The organism is Corynebacterium pseudodiphtheriticum DSM 44287 (assembly GCF_000688415.1).
Taxonomy (GTDB): domain Bacteria; phylum Actinomycetota; class Actinomycetes; order Mycobacteriales; family Mycobacteriaceae; genus Corynebacterium; species Corynebacterium pseudodiphtheriticum.
In genome coordinates, this window is the sequence record NZ_JIAH01000009.1 from 144,691 (window position 1) to 165,746 (window position 21,056).

Annotated in this window: 19 protein-coding genes, 2 tRNA genes and 2 pseudogenes; 14 read left to right on the forward strand and 9 right to left on the reverse strand. The window is 58.2% G+C overall.

Features of this window, described 5'->3' with window-relative positions:
* The first annotated feature begins 79 nt into the window (after positions 1–79).
* Both gyrB and pdxS read left to right on the forward strand, forming a co-directional pair.
* Positions 80–2,107, forward strand: a complete 2,028-nt coding sequence (gene gyrB / locus O146_RS0108105; RefSeq protein ID WP_021353182.1) for a DNA topoisomerase (ATP-hydrolyzing) subunit B — start codon at positions 80–82, stop codon at positions 2,105–2,107.
* A 90-nt stretch (positions 2,108–2,197) separates the two neighbouring features.
* On the forward strand, positions 2,198–3,088 hold the full coding sequence (gene pdxS / locus O146_RS0108110) for a pyridoxal 5'-phosphate synthase lyase subunit PdxS (RefSeq protein ID WP_023018651.1): 891 nt from the start codon (positions 2,198–2,200) through the stop codon (positions 3,086–3,088).
* Between the two features lie 19 nt (positions 3,089–3,107).
* Here pdxS and O146_RS11590 read toward each other — a convergent pair whose 3' ends face one another.
* The gene (locus O146_RS11590) at positions 3,108–4,757 is read right to left on the reverse strand and encodes an ATP-binding protein (RefSeq protein WP_051619351.1); all 1,650 of its coding nucleotides are present in this window, start codon (positions 4,755–4,757) and stop codon (positions 3,108–3,110) included.
* 367 nt (positions 4,758–5,124) lie between these two features.
* On the opposite strand from O146_RS11590, the gene gyrA reads away from it, so the two are divergent.
* From gyrA to O146_RS12850, 5 genes are all read left to right on the forward strand, one after another.
* Positions 5,125–7,725, forward strand: coding sequence for a DNA gyrase subunit A (gene gyrA, locus O146_RS0108120; protein WP_021353186.1), 2,601 nt, complete (start codon positions 5,125–5,127; stop codon positions 7,723–7,725).
* A gap of 4 nt (positions 7,726–7,729) precedes the next feature.
* On the forward strand, positions 7,730–8,080 hold the full coding sequence (locus O146_RS0108125; protein ID WP_021353187.1) for a DUF3566 domain-containing protein: 351 nt from the start codon (positions 7,730–7,732) through the stop codon (positions 8,078–8,080).
* Between the two features lie 79 nt (positions 8,081–8,159).
* Positions 8,160–8,233, forward strand: a tRNA-Ile gene (locus O146_RS0108130).
* Between the two features lie 13 nt (positions 8,234–8,246).
* A tRNA-Ala gene (locus O146_RS0108135) sits at positions 8,247–8,319 on the forward strand.
* A 343-nt stretch (positions 8,320–8,662) separates the two neighbouring features.
* Positions 8,663–8,854, forward strand: coding sequence for a hypothetical protein (locus O146_RS12850; RefSeq protein WP_232218002.1), 192 nt, complete (start codon positions 8,663–8,665; stop codon positions 8,852–8,854).
* A 590-nt stretch (positions 8,855–9,444) separates the two neighbouring features.
* Here the strand turns inward: O146_RS12850 and O146_RS0108145 are convergent.
* The 7 genes and pseudogenes from O146_RS0108145 to O146_RS0108165 form a co-directional block, all read right to left on the reverse strand.
* Entirely contained in the window at positions 9,445–10,041 is a 597-nt protein-coding gene (locus tag O146_RS0108145) for a cadmium resistance transporter (RefSeq protein ID WP_021352516.1), read from the reverse strand.
* Positions 10,042–10,401 (reverse strand): Cd(II)/Pb(II)-sensing metalloregulatory transcriptional regulator CmtR, encoded by a 360-nt coding sequence (gene cmtR / locus O146_RS0108150; protein WP_021352515.1) that lies wholly within the window; start codon positions 10,399–10,401, stop codon positions 10,042–10,044.
* 163 nt (positions 10,402–10,564) lie between these two features.
* Entirely contained in the window at positions 10,565–10,750 is a 186-nt protein-coding gene (locus O146_RS13235; protein ID WP_202974802.1) for an integrase core domain-containing protein, read from the reverse strand.
* Positions 10,751–10,826: 76 nt separating this feature from the next.
* On the reverse strand, positions 10,827–11,114 hold the full coding sequence (locus tag O146_RS13240; protein WP_208853950.1) for a DDE-type integrase/transposase/recombinase: 288 nt from the start codon (positions 11,112–11,114) through the stop codon (positions 10,827–10,829).
* A gap of 101 nt (positions 11,115–11,215) precedes the next feature.
* A pseudogene (locus O146_RS13165) lies at positions 11,216–11,402 on the reverse strand (hypothetical protein); the annotation flags it as partial.
* 43 nt (positions 11,403–11,445) lie between these two features.
* The gene (locus O146_RS0108160) at positions 11,446–12,927 is read right to left on the reverse strand and encodes a multicopper oxidase family protein (RefSeq protein WP_027018156.1); all 1,482 of its coding nucleotides are present in this window, start codon (positions 12,925–12,927) and stop codon (positions 11,446–11,448) included.
* A 71-nt stretch (positions 12,928–12,998) separates the two neighbouring features.
* Positions 12,999–13,574 carry a CueP family metal-binding protein gene (locus tag O146_RS0108165; RefSeq protein ID WP_027018157.1) on the reverse strand — a complete coding sequence of 192 codons (576 nt, stop codon included), beginning with the start codon at positions 13,572–13,574 and terminating at the stop codon, positions 12,999–13,001.
* A 403-nt stretch (positions 13,575–13,977) separates the two neighbouring features.
* On the opposite strand from O146_RS0108165, the gene O146_RS0108170 reads away from it, so the two are divergent.
* The 7 genes from O146_RS0108170 to O146_RS12735 all read left to right on the forward strand — a co-directional run bounded on the left by O146_RS0108170 (position 13,978) and on the right by O146_RS12735 (position 20,307).
* Positions 13,978–14,700 carry a response regulator transcription factor gene (locus O146_RS0108170; protein ID WP_021352496.1) on the forward strand — a complete coding sequence of 241 codons (723 nt, stop codon included), beginning with the start codon at positions 13,978–13,980 and terminating at the stop codon, positions 14,698–14,700.
* Complete coding sequence (locus O146_RS0108175; protein ID WP_027018158.1) at positions 14,697–15,824, forward strand: sensor histidine kinase; 1,128 nt, start codon at positions 14,697–14,699, stop codon at positions 15,822–15,824. Before O146_RS0108170 ends, O146_RS0108175 begins: the two co-directional genes overlap by 4 nt.
* Positions 15,825–15,938: 114 nt before the next feature.
* Positions 15,939–16,265: a heavy-metal-associated domain-containing protein gene (locus tag O146_RS0108180; RefSeq protein WP_027018159.1), complete on the forward strand. Its 327-nt coding sequence runs from the start codon at positions 15,939–15,941 to the stop codon at positions 16,263–16,265.
* Positions 16,266–16,316: 51 nt separating this feature from the next.
* Positions 16,317–18,446 (forward strand): copper-translocating P-type ATPase, encoded by a 2,130-nt coding sequence (locus tag O146_RS0108185; protein ID WP_021352493.1) that lies wholly within the window; start codon positions 16,317–16,319, stop codon positions 18,444–18,446.
* A gap of 48 nt (positions 18,447–18,494) precedes the next feature.
* On the forward strand, positions 18,495–19,181 hold the full coding sequence (locus tag O146_RS0108190; protein WP_027018160.1) for a DUF305 domain-containing protein: 687 nt from the start codon (positions 18,495–18,497) through the stop codon (positions 19,179–19,181).
* A 52-nt stretch (positions 19,182–19,233) separates the two neighbouring features.
* Positions 19,234–20,001: a hypothetical protein gene (locus tag O146_RS12655; RefSeq protein ID WP_155896253.1), complete on the forward strand. Its 768-nt coding sequence runs from the start codon at positions 19,234–19,236 to the stop codon at positions 19,999–20,001.
* The gene (locus tag O146_RS12735; RefSeq protein ID WP_021352488.1) at positions 20,002–20,307 is read left to right on the forward strand and encodes a hypothetical protein; all 306 of its coding nucleotides are present in this window, start codon (positions 20,002–20,004) and stop codon (positions 20,305–20,307) included.
* A gap of 22 nt (positions 20,308–20,329) precedes the next feature.
* On the opposite strand, the pseudogene O146_RS12470 reads toward O146_RS12735, so the two are convergent.
* Positions 20,330–20,633: pseudogene (locus tag O146_RS12470) on the reverse strand (transposase); the annotation flags it as partial.
* Between the last annotated feature and the right edge of the window lie 423 nt (positions 20,634–21,056).

Genomic DNA, 21,056 nt, shown 5'->3' on the forward strand with positions numbered 1-21,056 from the left:
TTAGCTCCACCCGGGCGGGGTGTCTGGGGTGTAAGATTGGAATGTCGAAGATTTCCTCTTTAAGGAGTGCTAGTTTCACGTGGCTAACGCGCAACCGAATTATGACGCTTCATCAATTACCATCCTGGAGGGCTTGGAAGCCGTCCGTAAGCGCCCCGGTATGTATATCGGTTCTACCGGCGTGCGTGGCTTGCACCACCTAATTTGGGAGGTTGTTGATAACTCGGTCGATGAGGCCATGGCTGGCTATGCCTCCAAGGTGGAGGTGCGTTTGCTTGCCGACGGCGGCGTGCAGGTTACTGACGACGGCCGTGGTATCCCGGTCTCGATGCACGCCTCGGGGGCACCAACGGTGCAGGTTGTGATGACGCAGCTGCATGCCGGCGGTAAGTTCGACTCGGATTCTTATGCGGTTTCGGGTGGTCTGCACGGCGTGGGTATTTCCGTCGTCAATGCTTTGTCGACGCGCGTGGAAGCCGCGATTAAGCGCGATGGCAAGCACTGGTACCAGAATTTTGAGCGCGCGGTGCCGGAAGAACTCGTCGAAGGCGGAAATGCCCGCGGCACTGGTACGACGGTGCGTTTTTGGCCGGATCCGGAGATTTTCGAGACCGTTAAATTTGATTTTGATACCATCAAGCGCCGCCTGCAGGAAATGGCTTTCTTGAACAAGGGTTTGTCCATCACGCTTGTCGACGAGCGCGTGACTGCCGAGGATCTCAAGTTGGAGGCTCTCGCGGAAGAAGGCGAGACTGCCAGCTCTTTCGATGATCCGGACCCGGAAGACAAAGCTGCGCTCAGCGATAAAGAAGCCGTCAAGAAGATTGAATTCTGCTACCCGAATGGCCTGGTCGATTACGTTGATTATCTGAACCGCACGAAAACCTCGATCCACCCGACGATCATTAGTTTTGAAGCCAAGGGCGAGGACCACGAGGTAGAAATCGCGCTGCAGTGGAACAGTGGTTATAACCAGTCCGTGCATACTTTTGCCAACACGATTAATACGCACGAGGGTGGTACGCACGAAGAAGGCTTCCGCGCTGCGTTAACCACGCAGATGAACAACTATGCGAAAACGCATAAGTTGATGAAGGAAAAAGACGGCAAGCTTACTGGCGATGACTGCCGCGAGGGCTTGTCGGCCATTATTTCCGCGAAGGTCGGCGACCCCCAGTTCGAAGGCCAGACGAAGACCAAGCTGGGTAACACGGAAATTCGCTCTTTCGTGCAGCGTTCTGTCAATGAGCACCTGGCGGATTGGTTTGATGCGAACCCGGCAGAGGCTAAAGCGATTATGAACAAGGCGGTGGCTTCTGCGCAGGCACGCGTGGCGGCTCGTCGCGCTCGTGAGTTGGTGCGCCGTAAATCCGCTACTGACCTGGGTGGTTTGCCAGGTAAGTTGGCAGATTGCCGTTCCAAGGATCCGAAGGTTTCCGAGCTGTTCATCGTGGAGGGTGACTCCGCGGGTGGCTCCGCGAAAGCTGGGCGCGAGTCGCTGTACCAGGCGATTTTGCCGTTGCGCGGCAAGATTTTGAACGTCGAGAAGTCTCGCATGGATAAGGTGCTGAAAAACAACGAGGTGCAGGCGATTATCACCGCGTTGGGTACCGGTATCCACGAAGAATTCGATATCAAGAAGCTGCGCTACGACAAGATCGTGTTGATGGCCGACGCCGACGTCGATGGCCAGCACATCGCCACGCTGCTGCTGACGCTGCTGTTCCGTTTCATGCCGGAGCTCGTCGAAAATGGGCATGTGTATTTGGCGAACCCGCCGTTGTACAAGCTGAAGTGGTCGAAGGGTGAGCCTGGCTACGCCTTTAGCGACCGTGAACGCGATGCCCAGCTGAAAGAAGGCTTTGCGCAGAACCGCAAGATCAACATGGACGACGGTATCCAGCGGTACAAGGGTCTGGGCGAGATGAACGCGAAAGAGCTGTGGGAAACTACGCTGGACCCAACCACTCGTATCCTGCGCCGCGTGGACCTGGAGGATGCACAAAAGGCCGACGAGCTGTTTTCTATTCTTATGGGCGATGATGTTTCTGCACGTCGTAGCTTCATTACCCGCCGTGCTAAGGATGTCCGCTTCCTCGACGTCTAATCCTGTGCTGTTGGGGGCTAGGATTGGACGCGCCCAATATTTTGTGCGTTATAAGTCATATTCTTAGCCTGACCGAAAGGAAAACTCGTTTTGAGTAATGCCAATGGTTCCGCAGCCCGCGTGAAGCGCGGTTTGTCTGAGCAGTTTTTTGGTGGCGTCATCATGGACGTCGTTACCCCGGAACAAGCTCGCATCGCCGAGGCTGCTGGTGCTTCAGCCGTGATGGCTTTGGAGCGGGTGCCTGCTGATATCCGCGCCCAGGGTGGTGTTGCCCGCATGTCGGATCCGGATATGATCACCGAAATCATCGAAGCCGTCGACATCCCAGTTATGGCCAAGGCTCGCATCGGCCACTTCGTTGAGGCGCAGGTGCTGCAGTCTCTGGGTATTGATTACGTCGATGAGTCTGAGGTATTGACCCCAGCTGACTACGCTCACCACATCGACAAATTCGCTTTCGATGTGCCATTCGTCTGCGGTGCTACCAACTTGGGTGAGGCGTTGCGTCGTATCAACGAGGGCGCTGCCATGGTGCGTTCTAAGGGGGAAGCCGGCACTGGTGATGTGTCTAACGCCGTGACCCACATCCGGAGCATCCGCGCGGAGATCAACCGTTTGTCTTCCATGTCGAAAGACGAGTTGTTCGTTGCTGCCAAGGAGCTGCAGGCACCGTATGAGTTGGTGCTTGAGGTTGCAGAGACTGGTAGTTTGCCGGTTGGTTTGTTGGTTGCCGGTGGCGTTTCTACCCCAGCTGATGCTGCGATGATGATGCAGCTTGGTGCCGATGGCGTGTTCGTCGGATCAGGCATTTTCAAGTCCGGTAACCCGGAGGCTCGTGCGAAGGCTATTGTGCGTGCGGTCAAGAACTACGACGACGCCAAGGTTATCGCTGAGGTTTCGCGTGGTTTGGGTGAGGCCATGGTTGGCATCAACGTCGATGAGTTGCCAGTATCTCACCGTTTGGCAGAGCGCGGCTGGTAAACCCGGCTAGGGGGGGAGGCTAGCCACGCTTGCCGAGTTGGTACGTGGTGGCTTTTTTCCCTTGCCCGCCCTTGCGCACAATAATTTTGTGTTCGAGCAGCGGGCTTAGCCCATAGCGAACTTGGGAATTACTCAGCCCAGATTCTGCTACTAATTGGTGAAAACTGAATTCGGCAGTGTGGTTCGGCATTGGTGCTGACGCTGTTTGTGGTGTTACTGGTGCTGGGGGTACTGCGAGATTGCGTGCGGCACTCAGGATGCGAGGGACGTTTTTTCCGAGGCTCCGCAGGTATTGGTCATCAGATACTTGAATACCGTTGCCTAACGAAGCTAACGAGGCGTTGTCTTCTAGCTCTGCGCCGTTATTTGGAGCAGTTTTGGGGGCTGGAGCCTCCATTGGAGCATCGCCTGAAGTGTGACTCTGCTTGGGGAAGAAGAAAATGACAGTAACTTTGACTCCGGTGTTGATGATCTTTGGCTGTGGCAAGCCCGCCGATTCGCAGAGTTCAAACATGGCGTTAACGCCACCACCTTCACCTTCGATAATCCGATTTCCATCTGTGTCGGTGAGTAATTTTGCTAGGCGGTACAGGTGCTGATTGACTTCGATGCGCCGAAAATCCGCACTGTATAGTTGCGCGACTGTCAGGTTCTTCAACCCACCTGGGCTAGTGATAATTAAGCGATCCGGGGTAATACGCACGTCAATGGCTTTGCCAGCTTCGACTGTATTTGGACCGAGGTCACGGTGAATCAGTGCGTTGGCGACAGCTTCCCGGATTGCTGCCAGCGGGATGACGGGAACACTCCGCATGTGCCCGGATTCCTGATAGGTCTGTGTTTGCGGAATATTGGCTTCGACCCAGTCCATGGTTTGGTTCAGCAGTGCTGGAACCGGGCCATAGAACGTGGCTAGGTTGCGGGTGCGTCGTGGGCGTTCGGTTTCGGGCAACCGAACCGCGACGGTAACCGCTAACGATGGTAAAGGGCCTTGTGGGAAATGTCCGAGTGCGTAAAAACCAGCGATTGATAAAACGTCACCGTTAGTGACCACGAGGTTACGAAGGAGCGTGGGTTCAGGCGTTTTGCGCAACTGCGTGATGCTTGCCCGGGCTGTGCGGAGTAATTGTTGGTGTAGGTCGTTGTCAAGATCTTCAATGGTGGTATCTGGAACAGGCCGACGGTCATAGAGTTCTTCTTGCTCGGCATGCAGCTTCGCAACCTCGATCATGCGTAATTCGGAAGCCGGAATTTCGTATTCACCATCTGCTTGCCGTAAATAGGCTTTGCCTTGATACATAGCTGGGCGATCTAGAATATTGAGGCTATGCACGCGCGCTAAAACGAGGTTTTTGCCATGCAGGGTTACAACAGTGGTTTTGATAAACGGTGGCGGGGTAATCGAGTTGTGTGCTTGGCTGACGAGCGCTTGTTCTAACTCCGCTGGTTTGTCCACACCGACTACGGAAAAATTCTGGTTTTCGGCAACACCTAAGATGATCAGCCCGCCTTCCGGCATGTTGGCAAAGGCGGCCGTGGTTTCGGCTAGGTTTTCGGGAAGCCCGCTTTGAGCAGCTTTGACTTTTACATTTGTAGTGTCGCCGCCGTAAGTGCGAAAAGTATCTAACCAGACTTGTAATTCTTCGGGTGTGGGAAAATTAGTGTTCATGGCGTTTTTTCTTGGGTAATTGTGAAGATTTTGATTCTTAGACTAACACTTTTCCAACTATCACTCTCAAATTTTTACCGCAGACTGTGAAAATTTTATCGCAGAGTTGCACTCAAACTAATACTAACTCTGGCACTGAGACTATTAGACTGTGAAAAATTCCAGTCTGATTGCAAGTCTGACTAGAACTTTCCCTATGGCCCGGAAATAGTAGTGAACAACGATGCCAAAAATGCTGAACGACTTTGAGGCATTTTCTCCAGCTGCACCTTCCATGCCCTTTGACTGTGCAGTCTGTACTTCGCACCTGCCGCTGAGGGGTTGCGCACCGTCGTTCTGGGCGCGTTAGGCGCTAGACTGGGAGGTTATGAGTGACGATAACCAAGGCGGTTTGTTAGATCGCATTGAGCCGATAGATATCTCCGCGGAGATGGAGTCGAGTTATATCGACTACGCCATGTCCGTGATCGTGGGCCGTGCGTTGCCAGATGTGCGTGACGGGCTGAAGCCTGTGCACCGGCGTGTGTTGTACGCGATGTATGACAACGGTTACCGGCCGGAGCGCAGTTATGTGAAATCCTCGAAGCCGGTCTCGGACACGATGGGTGATTATCACCCGCACGGTGACAGCGCTATTTATGACACGCTGGTGCGTATGGCCCAGCCGTGGTCGATGCGTTATCCGCTTGTCGACGGCCAGGGTAACTTCGGTTCGCCGGGTAATGATGGCCCGGCGGCGATGCGTTATACCGAGTCGAAGCTGATGCCTTTGGCTATGGAGATGACCCGGGATATTCGGGAAAACACCGTCGATTATCAGCCGAACTATGACGGCAAGACGACGGAGCCGACGGTGCTGCCGTCGCGGGTGCCGAACCTGTTGATGAATGGTTCCGGTGGTATTGCCGTCGGTATGGCTACTAATATTCCGCCACACAACCTGAATGAGCTGGCGGAGGCCATTTACTGGTTGCTGGAGAACCCGGATGCGGGCGAGGAAGAAACCCTGGAAGCCTGCATGGAGCGGGTGTCTGGGCCGGATTTCCCGACCGGTGGCATGATTGTCGGCACTAATGGCATCAAGGATGCTTATACCACCGGCCGTGGTTCCATCCGTATGCGTGGCGTGTCCAGCATCGAGGAAAACGGCAGCCGGCAGACCATCGTGATTACCGAGTTGCCGTATCAGGTCAACCCGGACACCATGGTGGCTAATATCGCCGAGCAGGTTGCAAACGGTAAGCTGGCTGGCATTTCGAATATTGACGATGAGTCTTCTGACCGCGTCGGCATGCGCATCGTGGTCACTCTAAAGCGTGATGCCGTCGCCCGCGTGGTGCTGAACAACTTGTACAAGCACTCGCAGTTGCAGACTTCTTTCGGCGCTAACATGCTGTCCATCGTCGATGGTGTGCCGCGTACGCTGCGTCTGGATCAGATGCTGCGTTATTACGTCACCCACCAGATTGAGGTTATTGTTCGGCGTACGCAATACCGCCTGGCGGAAGCCGAAAAACGTGCGCACATTTTGCGTGGCCTGGTCAAGGCCCTGAACATGCTCGATGAGGTCATTGCGTTGATCCGCCGCAGCCGTTCGGTAGAAGCCTCTCGTGAGGGCTTGAAGGATCTGCTGGGCGTCGACGACGAGCAGGCCGAGGCCATTCTGGCGATGCAGCTGCGCCGCCTGGCTGCCTTGGAACGCCAGAAGATCATCGACGAATTGGAAGAAATCCAGACTGTTATCGATGACCTAAAAGACATCCTGGATCGCGAGGAGCGCCAGCGCGAGATCGTGGCGACTGAGCTGAAGGAAATCGTCGACAAGCATGGCGACGAGCGTCGCACCGAGATCGTGGCCGCGCACGGTGAGGTTTCTGATGAGGATCTGATCGTCCGTGAAAACGTGGTCGTGACCATCACCGCCACTGGTTATGCCAAGCGCACGAAGGTCGACACCTACAAGTCGCAAAAGCGCGGCGGCAAGGGTGTGCGTGGTGCGGAGTTGAAGCAGGATGACGTCGTCAAGAACTTCTTTGTGTGTTCGACGCACGACTGGATTTTGTTCTTCACCAACTTTGGTCGCGTTTACCGCCTCAAGGCCTACGAGCTGCCGGAGGCCGGCCGTACCGCGCGGGGCCAGCACGTGGCGAACCTGTTGGAGTTCCAGCCGGAAGAGCGCATTGCTCAGGTTATTCAGCTGCAGTCCTACACCGATGCGCCGTACCTGGTGCTAGCTACCAAGCAGGGCCGAGTGAAGAAGTCACATCTGACGGATTATGAGTCGGCGCGTTCAGCTGGCCTGATCGCGATCAATCTCAATGAGGGGGATGCGCTGATTGGTGCTTGCCTGGCGGGCGACGAGGATGATCTGTTGCTGACCTCCGAGCAAGGCCAGTCCATCCGCTTTACTGCCGACGATGATCAGTTGCGGCCGATGGGTCGCGCGACCGCCGGCGTGAAGGGCATGCGCTTTAAGGGTGATGACCAGCTGCTGGCGATGTCCGTGGTGCACGATGGCGAGTACCTGTTGGTGGCTACCAGCGGCGGTTACGGCAAGCGCACCGCGATTGAGGAATACAGCACCCAGGGCCGTGGTGGCATGGGCGTAATGACGTTCAAGTACACCCCGAAGCGCGGCAAGCTGATTGGCGCGATTGCGGTGAACGAGGACGATGAAATCTTCGCTATCACCTCTGCCGGTGGCGTCGTGCGTACTGAGGCCGGGCAGATCCGTCCGTCCTCGCGTGCCACGATGGGTGTGCGGCTGGTGAATCTTGCCGACGACGTCGAGCTGTTGGCTATCGACAAGAACGTCGAGAGCGAAGGCGTGGAAGAAGCCCAAGCTGTGGCTAAGGGCGAAAAGACCATCGACGAAGTGCAGGAAGCGCAAGTTCAGGAAGGCCAGTCGAAGGCTGAGGCTAAGACTGAGGCTGAAGCTGACGGCGACGCAAAGGTCGAAGAGGAGTAGCACTATGGGAAGAAACATCGCGATTACTCGAATCTCGCCGCTATCTGCCTTTCGGGTGGGCCTGGCGGTGTCTCTGGTGGGCCTGGTGGCCTGGCTGATCGCTGTGACGGTGGTGTACTTCGTGATGGCCACGTTTGGCGTCTGGGAGTACATCAACGGCTTCATGGACGGTCTGGGGGCTGGCATGCTCATCGACTACGGCTTGGTGCTGTCTCTGTCGGCTCTGGTGGGTGCTGTGGCGGCTATCTTGGCGACGATCCTGGCTCCGCTGTTTGCGCTCATCTACAACGCTGTAGCGGCGTTGTTTGGTGGTATCCAAGTGGATCTACAACAGATCGTGGAAGTCGACGAATAAGCTACAAAAAATGCCGCTTGACCTGGCGATTTGTGTGTATCTAAGATACGTATTAAAGTACATAATCGTTCCGCACACAGGGTCTATAGCTCAGTCGGTTAGAGCGCATCGCTGATAACGATGAGGTCGCAGGTTCGATTCCTGCTAGACCCACAGGCGGAAACATGGGGCATTAGCTCAATTGGTAGAGCATCTGCTTTGCAAGCAGAAGGTCAGGAGTTCGATTCTCCTATGCTCCACAGCATAGCCTGCATCCCCCGGTCCATCGGATCGGGGGATGTTTTGCGTTCAAGGCGGGTTAAGTAGCAAAAAGTGTGTCTGATCGGCGTGTCGCCAATTCCCTAGATCTGGCCTTTCCGGATACCGATTGAGTGCGTGTATTCAACATCGATACCCTGGTCGTAGAGGGCTGGCTGACCAGGTAGCTGGTTGGTGTGGGTATTTTCTGGTTTTTGGTGTGGAATATGCCTGCTGGGCTTATTATTTCGGGGTTTGTGCTGCTAGAGGTGTAGATATACGGGGTTTGGCACACACTTTTTGGCGTTTAACCCTAAAAAGGTTGCCGCCAACCTCGGCTTCCGCATGACGAAACAGAGCTTCGCTAAGGGAGCAGCAAAAACCATTCCTGTAGTCGGTGCAGTCATCTCGGGAGGACTGACGTTCGCGACCTTCCCGCCCATGGCCAAGCGCTTGCAGAAACACCTGGCAGGCCTCGCGCTGGCCAAACCCTGTGGTGTACCAAATACCACTGATACGGGGATAACGCCGGCATGACAACGACCTCGGCTCAGTTTGACGCTGTCATTGCCGCAACCCGCCACATCCCTGAAGCAAACTTCACCGCCTACCGCGGCGGCTGCCCTCAAGAGATCAGTACAGCCCTTATCGACGTTGTGTTCTCGATCCGGGCCTAGTAGTACGAGACTTCGTTACACCTGGCCTTGGCGTCAGGAACCGCGTGCAGGCCTTCCGTTCCGACAACCCGTGCGATCCTCGACGAGGTACACCCCAATAGGGCAGGTTTAAAATTACTGTCAGAGTCAGAAGGCGTTGGCACAGATGGCCCCGGTGAAGCAGAAGCCTTCGGCCACCGAATTAATGTAAAAGCATATGACAGCCTCGACGCCATGATCGACAAGGCACGATACGACCCGGCGACCGCCTCAATGCGTGCTCGACTTAATGACGTATCCCCCAGGATGTCCGCAATCCGTTCGCCCATCTCAGCATCCCACTGGAATTTCTGTCGCCCTAGCGTGGTCGAGCCCCTGAGGCAACGGTTTTTCACAACTTCATGGGCGGTTCAGTTGACGCCGGTGAGGAAACCTAGAGAGGCCCTGGGGGGGGCATGGGGGATGAGCTTATTAAAGGCCGAAGGCACCGCCGCTGACGAGGATGAAGATACCCAGGCCAATCAAAACGATCGGGAACAGCACATGCTCCCAGCGTTCGAGAACCTCCGCGATCGGTGGACGGGTGGCCACGAACTTCGCCAACAGGACCAGGCCCGCCACCAGGATCAGAAAGACGACGCAGTAGATGATAACGGTGGCGGTATCCACGTTGAGAAAAACCGGGACATAGACGCCGATATTGTCGCCACCGTTGGCAAAGGTCACCCCGGCGACGATCAAGGCGCTTACGTTCTTTCCGCTGACTTTCGCGTCATCGTCGTCATCATCGTTTCCCTGCCAGGCTTGCCAGGCCGCCCGCAGCCCCAGGGCCAGGGGGATCAGCCCGAAGTAGGGGATCGCCTCGGTGGGCAGGAAGGCATCCGCCCCTAGGGTGACCAGAATCGTGGCTGCGAGGATGCCCGCGAAACCAAGATACTGCCCGGCCAGGATCCGAAGTGTGGTCCCTGCTTGGCCGGCCCCACGGGCGAAGAACAGCGAGAGCACGATGATGTCGTCGATATTGGTGGCGATAAACAGACCAACCGCCCCCAGGAGACCAGTTACCACTTACCTGTTCCCCTCTCCGGTGGTGCACCCGGGCACGTCACATGCCGAGTCAATACACGGGGCATTCTCGTCGGCAGCCAGAGTGGTATCTAGCAGTGAGTTCAACGCCTGGACAAGATGGGCGTCGACGATCTCGTAGCGGGTCTTCCTCCCCTGCGGTTCGGCGACCACAATTCCGCAGTCCCGTAGGCAAGTGAGGTGGTTCGACACATTTGACCGCGTCAGTTCCAGCTCCCGGGCGAGAGCGGCCGGATAGGCCGGGCCGCCCAGCAGGGTCAGGAGAATACGGGATCGGGTGGGATCGGCCATCGCCCGACCCAATCGGTTCATCACGTCCAAGCGCGAAGCAATAGTCAGCATGCACTGGACTATACAGCAGATGCTGAACTGTTGCCACGAGGGTCGAACGTCGGCCCGACGGTGATGTGTTTCTGAGCCTGTTTCCGCGTGGCTTTAGTGTCTTCCCTTTTCGTATTTGTGCGGTTGTTGAATCTGTGCCTGTGAAGTGTCCTAGGTTTTGTTCCTAGGCATTTACCCTATTTTCTATTGTTTCCCGGGACTCATCTTGTTCCCACAACGCGTCTTCAACCTCGACCGGGGTGCGGTATCCCAAACTTTGATGCAATTTTGTCTCGTTCCACCATGACACCCACTCGAATGTCGCGATTTCTACCTCGATAACATCATCCCACCTGCGAGTATGGATCAGCTCGTTCTTGTGAGGGGCCGTTTACGTTTTCAGCCAAAGCATTGTCATAGGAATCGCCATCCGTTCCAGTGGAAGATTAAATCCGGAATTCAGCAAGTTTCTCGTTGTAGACAACGCTGACGTACTGTGAGCCGTGATCCGAATGGTGAATGAGACCTGTTGTTTCCCTCGCACTCACAATCGCTTGATTGAGTGCTTGCAGCGGCAAAGCCTTGGTGCGCATCGAGTCCGGTAGCGCCCACCCAACGATCCGCCTGGAGTAAACGTCGGTGACAAATGCGGCATACACAAAGCCTTTCTTCGTGCGCACATACGTAATGTCAGCCACCCACAGCTTATTTTCGGCCCTGGGTTTTGAATTCACGCTCGACCAAGTCTGGGCGCAGATCCGGCACGTTGAGGTGTGCGCGTTGTGATTGGTGATCGGCCTTTGCCTTTGCCTGAAACACCGGCCAAGCGCATTAAACGGGCAGTATGCCATGAGACACCTAGTTTTGGTGCCGCGATCTTACACGCTTCCTGCATCGACATGTTTTCTGCCAAGATGCGGTCTTCCACGAGACGGACCACACGATCCTGGGCATCCTTGCCAAATTTTCTCGGCATCTTCCAGATTTTCCCATCTACTCAAACGGAACAAAACCTGGGACACTTCACACCCCCGCCCACCTCGGCACTCAACCCTGCTGTGGGGGTTACTCGTAGCGAAGCGAGCTGACCATCCCAGTTTCCATGTGATAGGCGTTATGGCAGTGAAATGCCCACTCACCGGGGTTGTCAGCGATCAGGTCGGCGATCATGGTTTCACCGTGGCGGAGAAGAACGGTGTCCTTGCGTAGCCCGCCGCTGCCGGGTAGCGCCCACGTGTGGCCGTGGATGTGCATGGGATGGGGCATCATGGTCCTGTTGCGCATGACCATCCGCAGGCGCTGGCCCTCCTGCACGGTCGCGGAGGAGGATTGGCCGTCGGTGAGAATGCTCCATTCATACGGCATCATCTGCCCGCCCAGGTCGATACTGACTTCTCGGTCTGGTGTGCCCTCGGGCAGGAGTGCACGGTCTGCTGGCTTCAGGGAGGACAGAAGCAGTCCGGTGGACGACAATTCGGGGAAGTCGACATCGGGGTGGGGGGCCTGGCCGCCGGCGGTGCGGATGACGGCGAAGGCGCGGTCGTCCTTACCCACCGCCAAAGCCGTGAGCGGGAAGATGCCGTCGCCGAGGATGACCTCGACGTCGACACGCTCGCCCATCGACAAGTAGATTGATTCGGTCTCCCAGGGCTGGACAGGGAAGCCGTCGGTGTGGGTGACGGTCATGCGGTGACCACCGAGGGCCACCTTGAAGATGGTGTCACCGCCGGAGTTGATAAACCGCAGGCGGGCCTTGTCGCCCGGGCGAGCCTCGAAGGTCCGGTGAGCACGGGGGATACGTCCGTTGATGAGGTAGTGCGGATACATCACATCGCCGACATCCCCGCCCAGTACCCGGTCCGGGGTGCCGTGCATCATCTGGCCGTGACCTCCCATTCCCATCCTCCCGTTATGGTCGCCCGAACCCATTCGGGTGAGCTTGTCGAGCTCATCGTCGGGAGTGCCCTGAATGCCATCGACCCAGTCGTCGAGCACGATGGTCCACTCGACGTCCTGATCCTCAGCGTCTTGCGGGTCACGGATGATCAGTGGGGCGTGGAGGCCGCGATCAAGCTGCAGGCCGGTGTGGGAATGGTAGAAGTAGGTGCCACCGTGGGGGACTTCAAAAGCATAGGAGAAAGACTCGCCAGGTTCAATGGGGTCCTGGGTCATACCGGGCACACCGTCGGCTGCGTTGTGGAGTGCGATGCCATGCCAGTGGATGGAGGTGCTCTCAGGCAGTTCATTGGTGATATCGACCTGGAGTACGTCGCCGGCGGTGGCCTCAATGGCCGCATCCCCGGTGTCAGAGACGTATCCCCACGTCTTGGCTTCGATGCCGCCGATATCCAGAGAGAGGGGCCGGGCGGTCAGTGTCCGGCGCACCGTCGGCTCACCGAGCGCAGTGGGGGTGGGAGTGGGGCGAAGGGAGGGACCTGGTGCCGAGGCAGCGGGTCCAGGGTCGCTGGTGCAGGCGGCCACGGCCCCGGTGCCGGCGAGGACAAGCCCGCCGAGCAGAAACTGTCGTCGGGAAAACGCGTTCGTCATGATTTAACCTTCCTTGGTGCAAGATTTCAGTGACACGGGAGACAGGCGCAGGTGAGGACCCTGCTGAGCCATCACGTTAGGCGCAGGTCTGTGACGCAGGTTGCACCGTCGTCGGTGGTGGAAAACTCCGTGGTGCCGGTACGCCCCTGGTAGCTGACCTCAATCAGGCCGGTGACATCATCGGGAAGCCAGAAGCCAATAAACCCGTTGTCGAAGGTGGTTGTCGCCTCGTCCACCAGCACCTCACCGGTCGCCTCATCGGTGATCGTGACCTGGATATCCTCATTGTCGAGTTCCCCCAGGCAGGTCGTGAGGCTGTGGTAGAAGCAGTCGTGGGTGGAGGTGAGATAGGGTGCGATCGAGACATACGTCTGATTGTCGGGAAGATCGACCACGACTTCCTGGTCATCGCTCGAGAGCAGCAGTTCATCGGCACGCACTGAGGCGATCAGATCCGTGGGACGCTCAGTGACCTTCTGCCGGTCGAGGTGATCAATGATCTCCACCGCGTCCATGGCGGCCAGGCCATGGGTAGTCAGGAATGTATCCTGGGACACCGTCCCGTCGGCGGTGGATTCCGGGTCGGCGGCCGAACACCCCGTGAGGGCGAGGGCAAGGGCGGCGGCTGCGATCGCTGCTCGTTTCACGTCAATCTCCTTGGATCGTGGTAATACCGTGAGAAGACACCGCCTCAAGGTCGGTGCCATACCTTTATCTAGCACGGGTGCCTGACGGACTAGCAATCAAAAACCCTGCTCACAGCCTTACAACAGGGCGAAAATGGGGTGAATTCGGTGGGCTGGGTCACCACCGGGACACCACCCCACAGCCGTGGGCGATGTTCTTCTACCCGCCCCGGGTATGCGGTGCAGGCAGTGAAATCCCTGGTGGTGCCTGCTGAACCGACCAGGGGAGGCAATGCCGCCGGCCCGGGGTGGGGCACAGGGGTGACGGCGGTCGAAGGGTGATGTTTGAAGATTTGATGAAGATTCCCCGCCGGGCACTGAGCGAGGGTGGTATTCCCCCCTGGCCGGAGCGATACTGGGGTCTATGGCTGACCGCACACCGACCACCGCCACGCCCCCGGGGCGGGTGCTGGTCGTCGATGATGAACAACCCCTGGCTCAGATGGTGGCCTCCTACCTCATCCGGGCCGGCTTCGATACCCGCCAGGCGCACACCGGCACCCAGGCCGTGGACGAGGCCCGTCGCTTTTCCCCCGATGTTGTGGTGCTGGATCTGGGGCTGCCCGAACTCGACGGCCTGGAGGTGTGCCGACGGATCCGCGCCTTCTCGGACTGCTACATCCTCATGCTCACCGCGCGTGGTAGCGAGGACGACAAGATCAGCGGTTTGACCCTGGGGGCGGATGACTACATCACCAAACCTTTTAGCATCCGGGAACTGGTGACCCGGGTGCATGCGGTGCTGCGCCGCCCGCGCACCAGCACCACCCCACCGCAGGTGACCACCCCCTTGATCGTTGGTGACCTCATCCTTGACCCCGTCGCCCATCAGGTGCGGGTGGGGGAGACGACCGTGGAGCTCACCCGCACGGAGTTCGAGCTGCTGGTTGCCCTGGCCCTGCGCCCCGGCCAGGTGCTGACCCGCCACGACCTGGTCACCGAGGTCTGGGACACCACCTGGGTCGGTGATGAACGCATCGTCGATGTCCACATCGGCAACTTGCGTCGCAAGCTCGGCACCGACACCCAGGGCCGGGGGTTTATCGACACCGTGCGTGGCGTGGGTTACCGGGTGGAGCAGCCATGAATCACGGACCCGGCCTGACCTTCCGCTTCCTGGCCGCCCAGGTGTTGGTCGTGGTGATTAGCCTGCTGGTGGCCGCGGCCGTGGCCACGATGGTGGGCCCGACCCTGTTCCATGATCATATGTTGATGACCGGCCGGGAGGACCCCTCGCTGGAGCTGTTCCATGCTGAGCAGGCCTACCGGGGCGCCAACCTGATCACCCTGGCCGTCGCCCTGCCCACCGCCTTGACCAGCGCCCTGCTGGCCAGCCTGTGGTTATCGCGTCGTCTGCGCACCCCCCTGCAGGATCTCACCCGCGCCGCTACCAGCCTGACGGCCGGCAACTCCCGTATCCGCGTGCCCGCCGGAAAAGCAGGCCCCGAGGTCACCACCCTGGCGCATGCCTTCAACACCATGGCCGACCGGCTGGAACGCACCGAACAGGTCCGCCGCCAGATGCTCTCTGATCTGGCCCACGAAATGGGCACCCCCTTATCGGTGCTCACGGTCTACCTCGATGGCCTCCAGGACGGGGTCGTGGACTGGAATAATGCCACCCACACGATCATGGCTGACCAACTCACCCGCCTGACCCGGTTGATGGAAGACATCGACGATGTCTCCCGGGCCCAGGAACACCGGATCGATTTGGACCTGGTGGAGGAAGGGCTCGGGGATCTGCTCCATACCGCCGCTGCTGCCGCGGGGGAAGCTTATGCTGACAAAGGCGTCGATTTACAGGTCGGGACCATTACAGACACCGCCCGGGTGCTCGTGGACCGGCAACGCTTCGGCCAGGTGATGAGCAATCTCCTGTCGAACGCGCTACGGCACACCCCGGCCGGCGGGCAGGTCCGGATCAGCGTCCACCGGCAGGGGGCGTCCACCGCGCTCATCCACATCGCCGATGACGGCGAGGGCATCCCACCTGACCAGCTCGGACACATCTTCGAACGCTTCTACCGGGGGGATGCCGCCCGCAGCCGGGACAACGGCGGGGCCGGTATCGGTCTGACCATCTCCAAGGCATTGATCGAGGCCCACGGCGGCACTCTCACCGCCACCTCCCCCGGACCCGGTCGTGGAGCGGTGTTTGCCCTCCGCCTCCCGCTGTCCCCTCCCGACAGTGAGGAGGCTGCTCGGTGACCACACCCTGCCCCGCGTGAGGGCCGTGCCCTCCACCCATTGAAAATATACCCCAGGGGGGTATACGCTAGGGAATAGCATCGCCGCATCCCACCGACCCGGAGGAGCTTTCCCATGATCACCTCCCCGCCCAGCCTCTTGCCGATGGCCTCCCACGGCTGCAGCTGTTGCGGACCTGCCTCACGTGCCGACACCGCCTCCATCCCTGCCGCCAGCGACTCGTCAGCAAGAGGGTCCTCCCCTAGCTACCAGGTCACCGGCCTGACCTGCGGGCACTGCGCGAAAAGCGTGACCCAGGCCTTTCAGGTCCTCCCTCAGGTCGACGACGTCCAGATTGATCTCGCTGCTGATGGTGTTTTCACCGTCACGGTCACCGGTGTCGTACCTCCGGAGATGGTTCGCCGGGCCATCGAGGAGGCCGGCTACACCGTTTTATCCTGATCAGTTTTACCCATCATCTCGACCCCGACCGGGTTGAGCGAAAGGAACGTCATGAGCACTCCCCACCATTCCGGCGATCACCATGGTGATCACCCCGCTCCGGAAACAGACCACCACGTTCATGGTCACGGCGAACACGCCGGACACAGCACCGCAATGTTTCGGGACCGCTTCTGGTGGTCGCTGATTCTGTCCATTCCCGTCGTTATTTTCAGCCCCATGGTCGCCCACCTGCTCGGCTACCACCTCCCGGCATTCCCCGGATCCACCTGGATCCCCCCGGTGCTGGGCACGATCATCTTCGTCTACGGCGGAACGCCTTTCCTCAAGGGCGGATGGAAAGAACTGAAATCCCGCCAACCCGGGATGATGCTCCTGATCGCCATGGCCATCACCGTGGCGTTTGTCGCCTCCTGGGTCACCACTCTGGGGCTGGGCGGTTTTGACCTGGACTTCTGGTGGGAGCTGGCCCTGCTGGTGACCATCATGCTGCTGGGCCACTGGCTGGAGATGCGCGCTCTCGGGGCCGCGTCCTCCGCGCTCGACGCGCTGGCTGCCCTGCTGCCGGATGAGGCCGAGAAAGTCATCGACGGGACCACCCGCACCGTGGCCATCTCCGAGCTGGTCGTCGACGACGTCGTGCTGGTGAGGGCCGGTGCCCGGGTGCCGGCCGACGGAACCATCCTCGACGGAGCCGCCGAATTCGATGAGGCGATGATCACCGGCGAATCCCGTCCCGTCTTCCGCGACACCGGTGACAAGGTGGTCGCCGGTACCGTGGCCACCGACAACACCGTCCGCATCCGGGTGGAGGCTACTGGTGGGGACACCGCCCTGGCCGGGATCCAACGCATGGTTGCCGACGCCCAGGAGTCCTCCTCCCGGGCCCAGGCCCTGGCGGATCGGGCAGCGGCGTTGTTGTTCTGGTTCGCGCTGATCTCCGCTCTGATCACCGCGGTGGTGTGGGCCATCATCGGCAGCCCGGACGATGCCGTGGTGCGCACGGTCACGGTGCTGGTCATCGCCTGTCCGCACGCCCTGGGCCTGGCGATTCCGCTGGTCATTGCGATCTCCAGCGAGCGGGCCGCGAAATCCGGGGTGCTCATCAAGGACCGGATGGCGCTCGAGCGGATGCGCACCATCGACGTGGTGCTCTTCGACAAAACCGGCACCCTGACCGAGGGTGCGCACGCGGTCACCGGTGTCGCGGCAGCTGTCGGCGTCACCGAGGGCGAGCTGCTGGCCCTGGCCGCCGCCGCGGAGGCCGACAGCGAGCACCCCGTGGCCCGCGCCATCGTGGCGGCCGCGGCCGCCCATCCCGAGGCTTCCCGTCGGCAAATCCGTGCAACTGGTTTTAGCGCCGCCTCTGGCCGGGGGGTCCGGGCCACTGTCGATGGCGCTGAGATCCTCGTGGGCGGGCCGAACATGCTGCGCGAGTTCAACCTCACCACCCCGGCCGAGCTCACCGACACCACCAGCGCCTGGACCGGGCGTGGGGCCGGTGTGCTTCATATTCTCCGCGACGGTCAGATCATCGGTGCGGTGGCCGTCGAGGACAAGATCCGCCCCGAATCCCGTGCCGCCGTGAAAGCCCTGCAGGACCGCGGGGTGAAGGTAGCGATGATCACCGGCGACGCCCAGCAGGTGGCCCACGCCGTCGGTCAGGACTTAGGCATTGATGAGGTCTTCGCCGAGGTCCTGCCCCAGGACAAAGACACCAAGGTCACGCAGCTGCAGGACCGGGGTTTGAGCGTGGCCATGGTCGGTGACGGTGTCAATGACGCCCCCGCTCTGACCCGCGCGGACGTCGGTATCGCCATCGGTGCCGGCACGGATGTGGCCATGGAATCTGCCGGGGTGGTCCTAGCCAGTGATGACCCGCGGGCAGTGCTGTCGATGATTGAGCTGTCCCAGGCCAGCTACCGCAAGATGATCCAGAACCTGATCTGGGCCTCTGGCTACAACATCCTCGCCGTGCCGTTGGCCGCCGGAGTGCTCGCCTCGATCGGGTTCGTGCTGTCCCCGGCCGTGGGCGCGATCTTGATGTCTGCCTCGACCATCGTGGTGGCCCTGAACGCCCAGCTGTTGCGCCGCATTGATCTGGAGCCGGCTCACCTGGCTCCGACCGAGTCGAAGGAGGAACACACCACGCCTACTCCAGCATCCACCGCCATCCACTGATCCACCACTTCTCTCCACTGCCCCCATATGACTTTGAAAGGCTCCACCATGAAGCGCACCCTTGTTCTTTCCGCTCTCGCCGTGGCCTCCACCCTGGCGCTGGCCGCCTGCGGTGAGGCCACCGAGTCAGGCAACACCGACGCCACCACCTCGGCCACCAGAACTGCGACGACTACCGCTGAGATGACCGAGACCACCACGGCGACGACTGAGACGGACGGGGAGATCTCCGCCGATCACAACGACGCGGATATCATGTTTGCCCAGATGATGATCCCCCATCATCAGCAGGCCGTGGAGATGAGTGAGATGCTCCTGGCTAAGGAGGGTATCCCCGCCCAGGTCGTGGAGTTTGCCCAGGGGGTTATTGACGCCCAGGGACCGGAGATTGACCGGATGAACGCCATGCTCGAGGCTTGGGGCCAGCAGCCGGTCACCGACTCTGGGGGCATGGGGACCATGGACGAGATGAGTGGAATGGATCACGGAGAGATGGGTGGCATGAGCGGGATGATGAGCCAGGAGGACATGACAGCCCTTGAGGAAGCCCAGGGCACTGAGGCTGCCAGCCTCTACCTGGAGCAGATGACCGCCCACCACGAAGGTGCGGTCGACATGGCCCGTGACGAGGTTGCTGACGGCCAGAATCCCCATGCGATCACCCTGGCCGAACAAATTATCAACGACCAGGAGGCCGAGATCGCCCAGATGCAGCAGATGCTCACTGACCTATGACAGGTCCCCGTCTTTTTCTGATCCCGAGGACAGGAATCTGAAATTCCAGAATTTGAATATACAGTGCGTTGCACCGAAAAAAGCTAGCCTACCTGAAGGTGATACTTCTGGGTGGGGAGGGTATAGCTTAGCTTTTAATATTTTCCCTCCGGGTAAGCGCTGGACAGCGCAATCTGTTGCTGCTGAGGTTACTCAAAACCTGAGTGCTTATTTTACTTTTACTGGTTGCGGGCAAGAAATATCAGTGGGTGATCGATGCGAACTAGAAACACCTGCTGGAGGTCAGCCAGTAGAAGTAATTTCGGTTTCTAAAGATGGATTCGTATTAAAATCTCTACCAGGTCATGTTGAAGGTGCGGATAGAATTATTTCCTTTAAATTCTATCATGCTCCCAGTTGGGGAGCTGCTGGTTCAAATCGGATCTTTCTTGGGGTTAAGGCATGGGGGCCAATGTCAAAAGCTTCGCAACTCGGACCTCTTAATTCTTTAAGCGTTGCTCGGATTTCTTGGTCAATTTTTACTAAAAATCTGCAAGGAAAGCTTAATGATGCTGAGACTGATTATATAACTGCGGATAAAGCAGTGGGGTCGGCTCAAAATCGTTCACCTGAGAGGGCTGATGAAGCGACCTATGAGCCTTCTCCTGATACTATTTATGTTGATCCTGATGAAGTGCTGAACGAATGGAACCCTGAAGAAATTCCTTTCGTTAATCTGGAGGATCCAACCACGATGGAGGAGATTCCTGATAGTGTTATTGAAAAACTATTATCAGAAATTCCTAGTGAAGCCGCAAATGAGCTCGAAGAGAACAATTAGATGGTGACCCTGCCTGGATTGCTTTTATTTGCCACTGTTATGGGGATCTTGTTTGGGGTTCCCTCTGCTCTGGTGGTTATTTATGTAAATTACTACAGTAAATATAATATAACTTTTCGAACAAGAAAATATTTCTGTGTTTTTGTGATTGCTTTTTTGGCTTATTTCAGTATCGTGATGGTCGGTGCTGATTTCCGTGTAGCTGAGATGTGGATCGCCACCAGGGTAGCTACGCCATTAGCGATTAGTCATGTGGTATTCATGAAGCTAACGTTCTTGTTGTTTCAGGATGAAGAAGACTCATGATCTTCATCGAGTTGGCGGTTGTGCCATACCCAGAATTGACGGTCTTGGTATACGCCCCGTTGCGGTGATTGCTTCCGTGAGCGGTCTCGACCTGGACTTTCGCCTTACGGTCGGAATGACCATAGCCCAAATGCTCATCCATCTCTGCCTGCAGACCAGCGTTAATCGAAGCCTGCAACAGACCTTTGACCAGTTCGCTGGCGTCATCTGTGGACGTTGATAGCTCGCCGATCAAGCGGGCGAGCTCAAGGTTTTTCCATCAGCTTCTCGCTGATTTCGGTGACCCTTGCCGGGGCATGGCTTTTCTTCGGTGACACAGTAGTCATTATCGGTGAAACTCCTTCTAGATCAGAGCCTCACACACAAAATTCCTGACACCCTCGATTTAGATGGTTTAACCGGCTCGTATGCTGAAAATGGGGACACACTTTTTGTCTATTACCCCAGCTTTGTTGGTCCGTTGACCCTCGCTACGCCTCCTTAACCGTCTTCCTTACCCCGGGGAAGCCTCTTTTCGCCGTTTTTCGGTGCCCCGTATTGACAGATGGTGCACTTTTGCAAATAGGGACTAAAAAAGGTCGTTTTCAGCGAGCCTATTTGTAAAAACGCACCAGAAACCTGATCACCAGAAACCTGATCACCAGAAACCTGATCACCAGAAACCTGATTACCGTAGGCACGATCACCGGCGTTGGGATGTCTTATCGGCGCCTCAATGGGGTGAACGTCATCGCCATTGGTGCACTTGG

Excerpts from the sequence above, each read along its gene's own strand:
- O146_RS11590 (WP_051619351.1), bottom strand. The coding sequence starts at position 4,757 with ATGAACACTAATTTTCCCACACCCGAAGAATTACAAGTCTGGTTAGAT.
- gyrA (WP_021353186.1), top strand. The coding sequence starts at position 5,125 with ATGAGTGACGATAACCAAGGCGGTTTGTTAGATCGCATTGAGCCGATA.
- O146_RS0108125 (WP_021353187.1), top strand. The coding sequence starts at position 7,730 with ATGGGAAGAAACATCGCGATTACTCGAATCTCGCCGCTATCTGCCTTT.
- O146_RS12850 (WP_232218002.1), top strand. The coding sequence starts at position 8,663 with ATGACGAAACAGAGCTTCGCTAAGGGAGCAGCAAAAACCATTCCTGTA.
- cmtR (WP_021352515.1), bottom strand. The coding sequence starts at position 10,401 with ATGCTGACTATTGCTTCGCGCTTGGACGTGATGAACCGATTGGGTCGG.
- O146_RS0108160 (WP_027018156.1), bottom strand. The coding sequence starts at position 12,927 with ATGACGAACGCGTTTTCCCGACGACAGTTTCTGCTCGGCGGGCTTGTC.
- O146_RS0108170 (WP_021352496.1), top strand. The coding sequence starts at position 13,978 with ATGGCTGACCGCACACCGACCACCGCCACGCCCCCGGGGCGGGTGCTG.
- O146_RS0108175 (WP_027018158.1), top strand. The coding sequence starts at position 14,697 with ATGAATCACGGACCCGGCCTGACCTTCCGCTTCCTGGCCGCCCAGGTG.
- O146_RS0108180 (WP_027018159.1), top strand. The coding sequence starts at position 15,939 with ATGATCACCTCCCCGCCCAGCCTCTTGCCGATGGCCTCCCACGGCTGC.
- O146_RS0108185 (WP_021352493.1), top strand. The coding sequence starts at position 16,317 with ATGAGCACTCCCCACCATTCCGGCGATCACCATGGTGATCACCCCGCT.
- O146_RS0108190 (WP_027018160.1), top strand. The coding sequence starts at position 18,495 with ATGAAGCGCACCCTTGTTCTTTCCGCTCTCGCCGTGGCCTCCACCCTG.
- O146_RS12735 (WP_021352488.1), top strand. The coding sequence starts at position 20,002 with ATGGTGACCCTGCCTGGATTGCTTTTATTTGCCACTGTTATGGGGATC.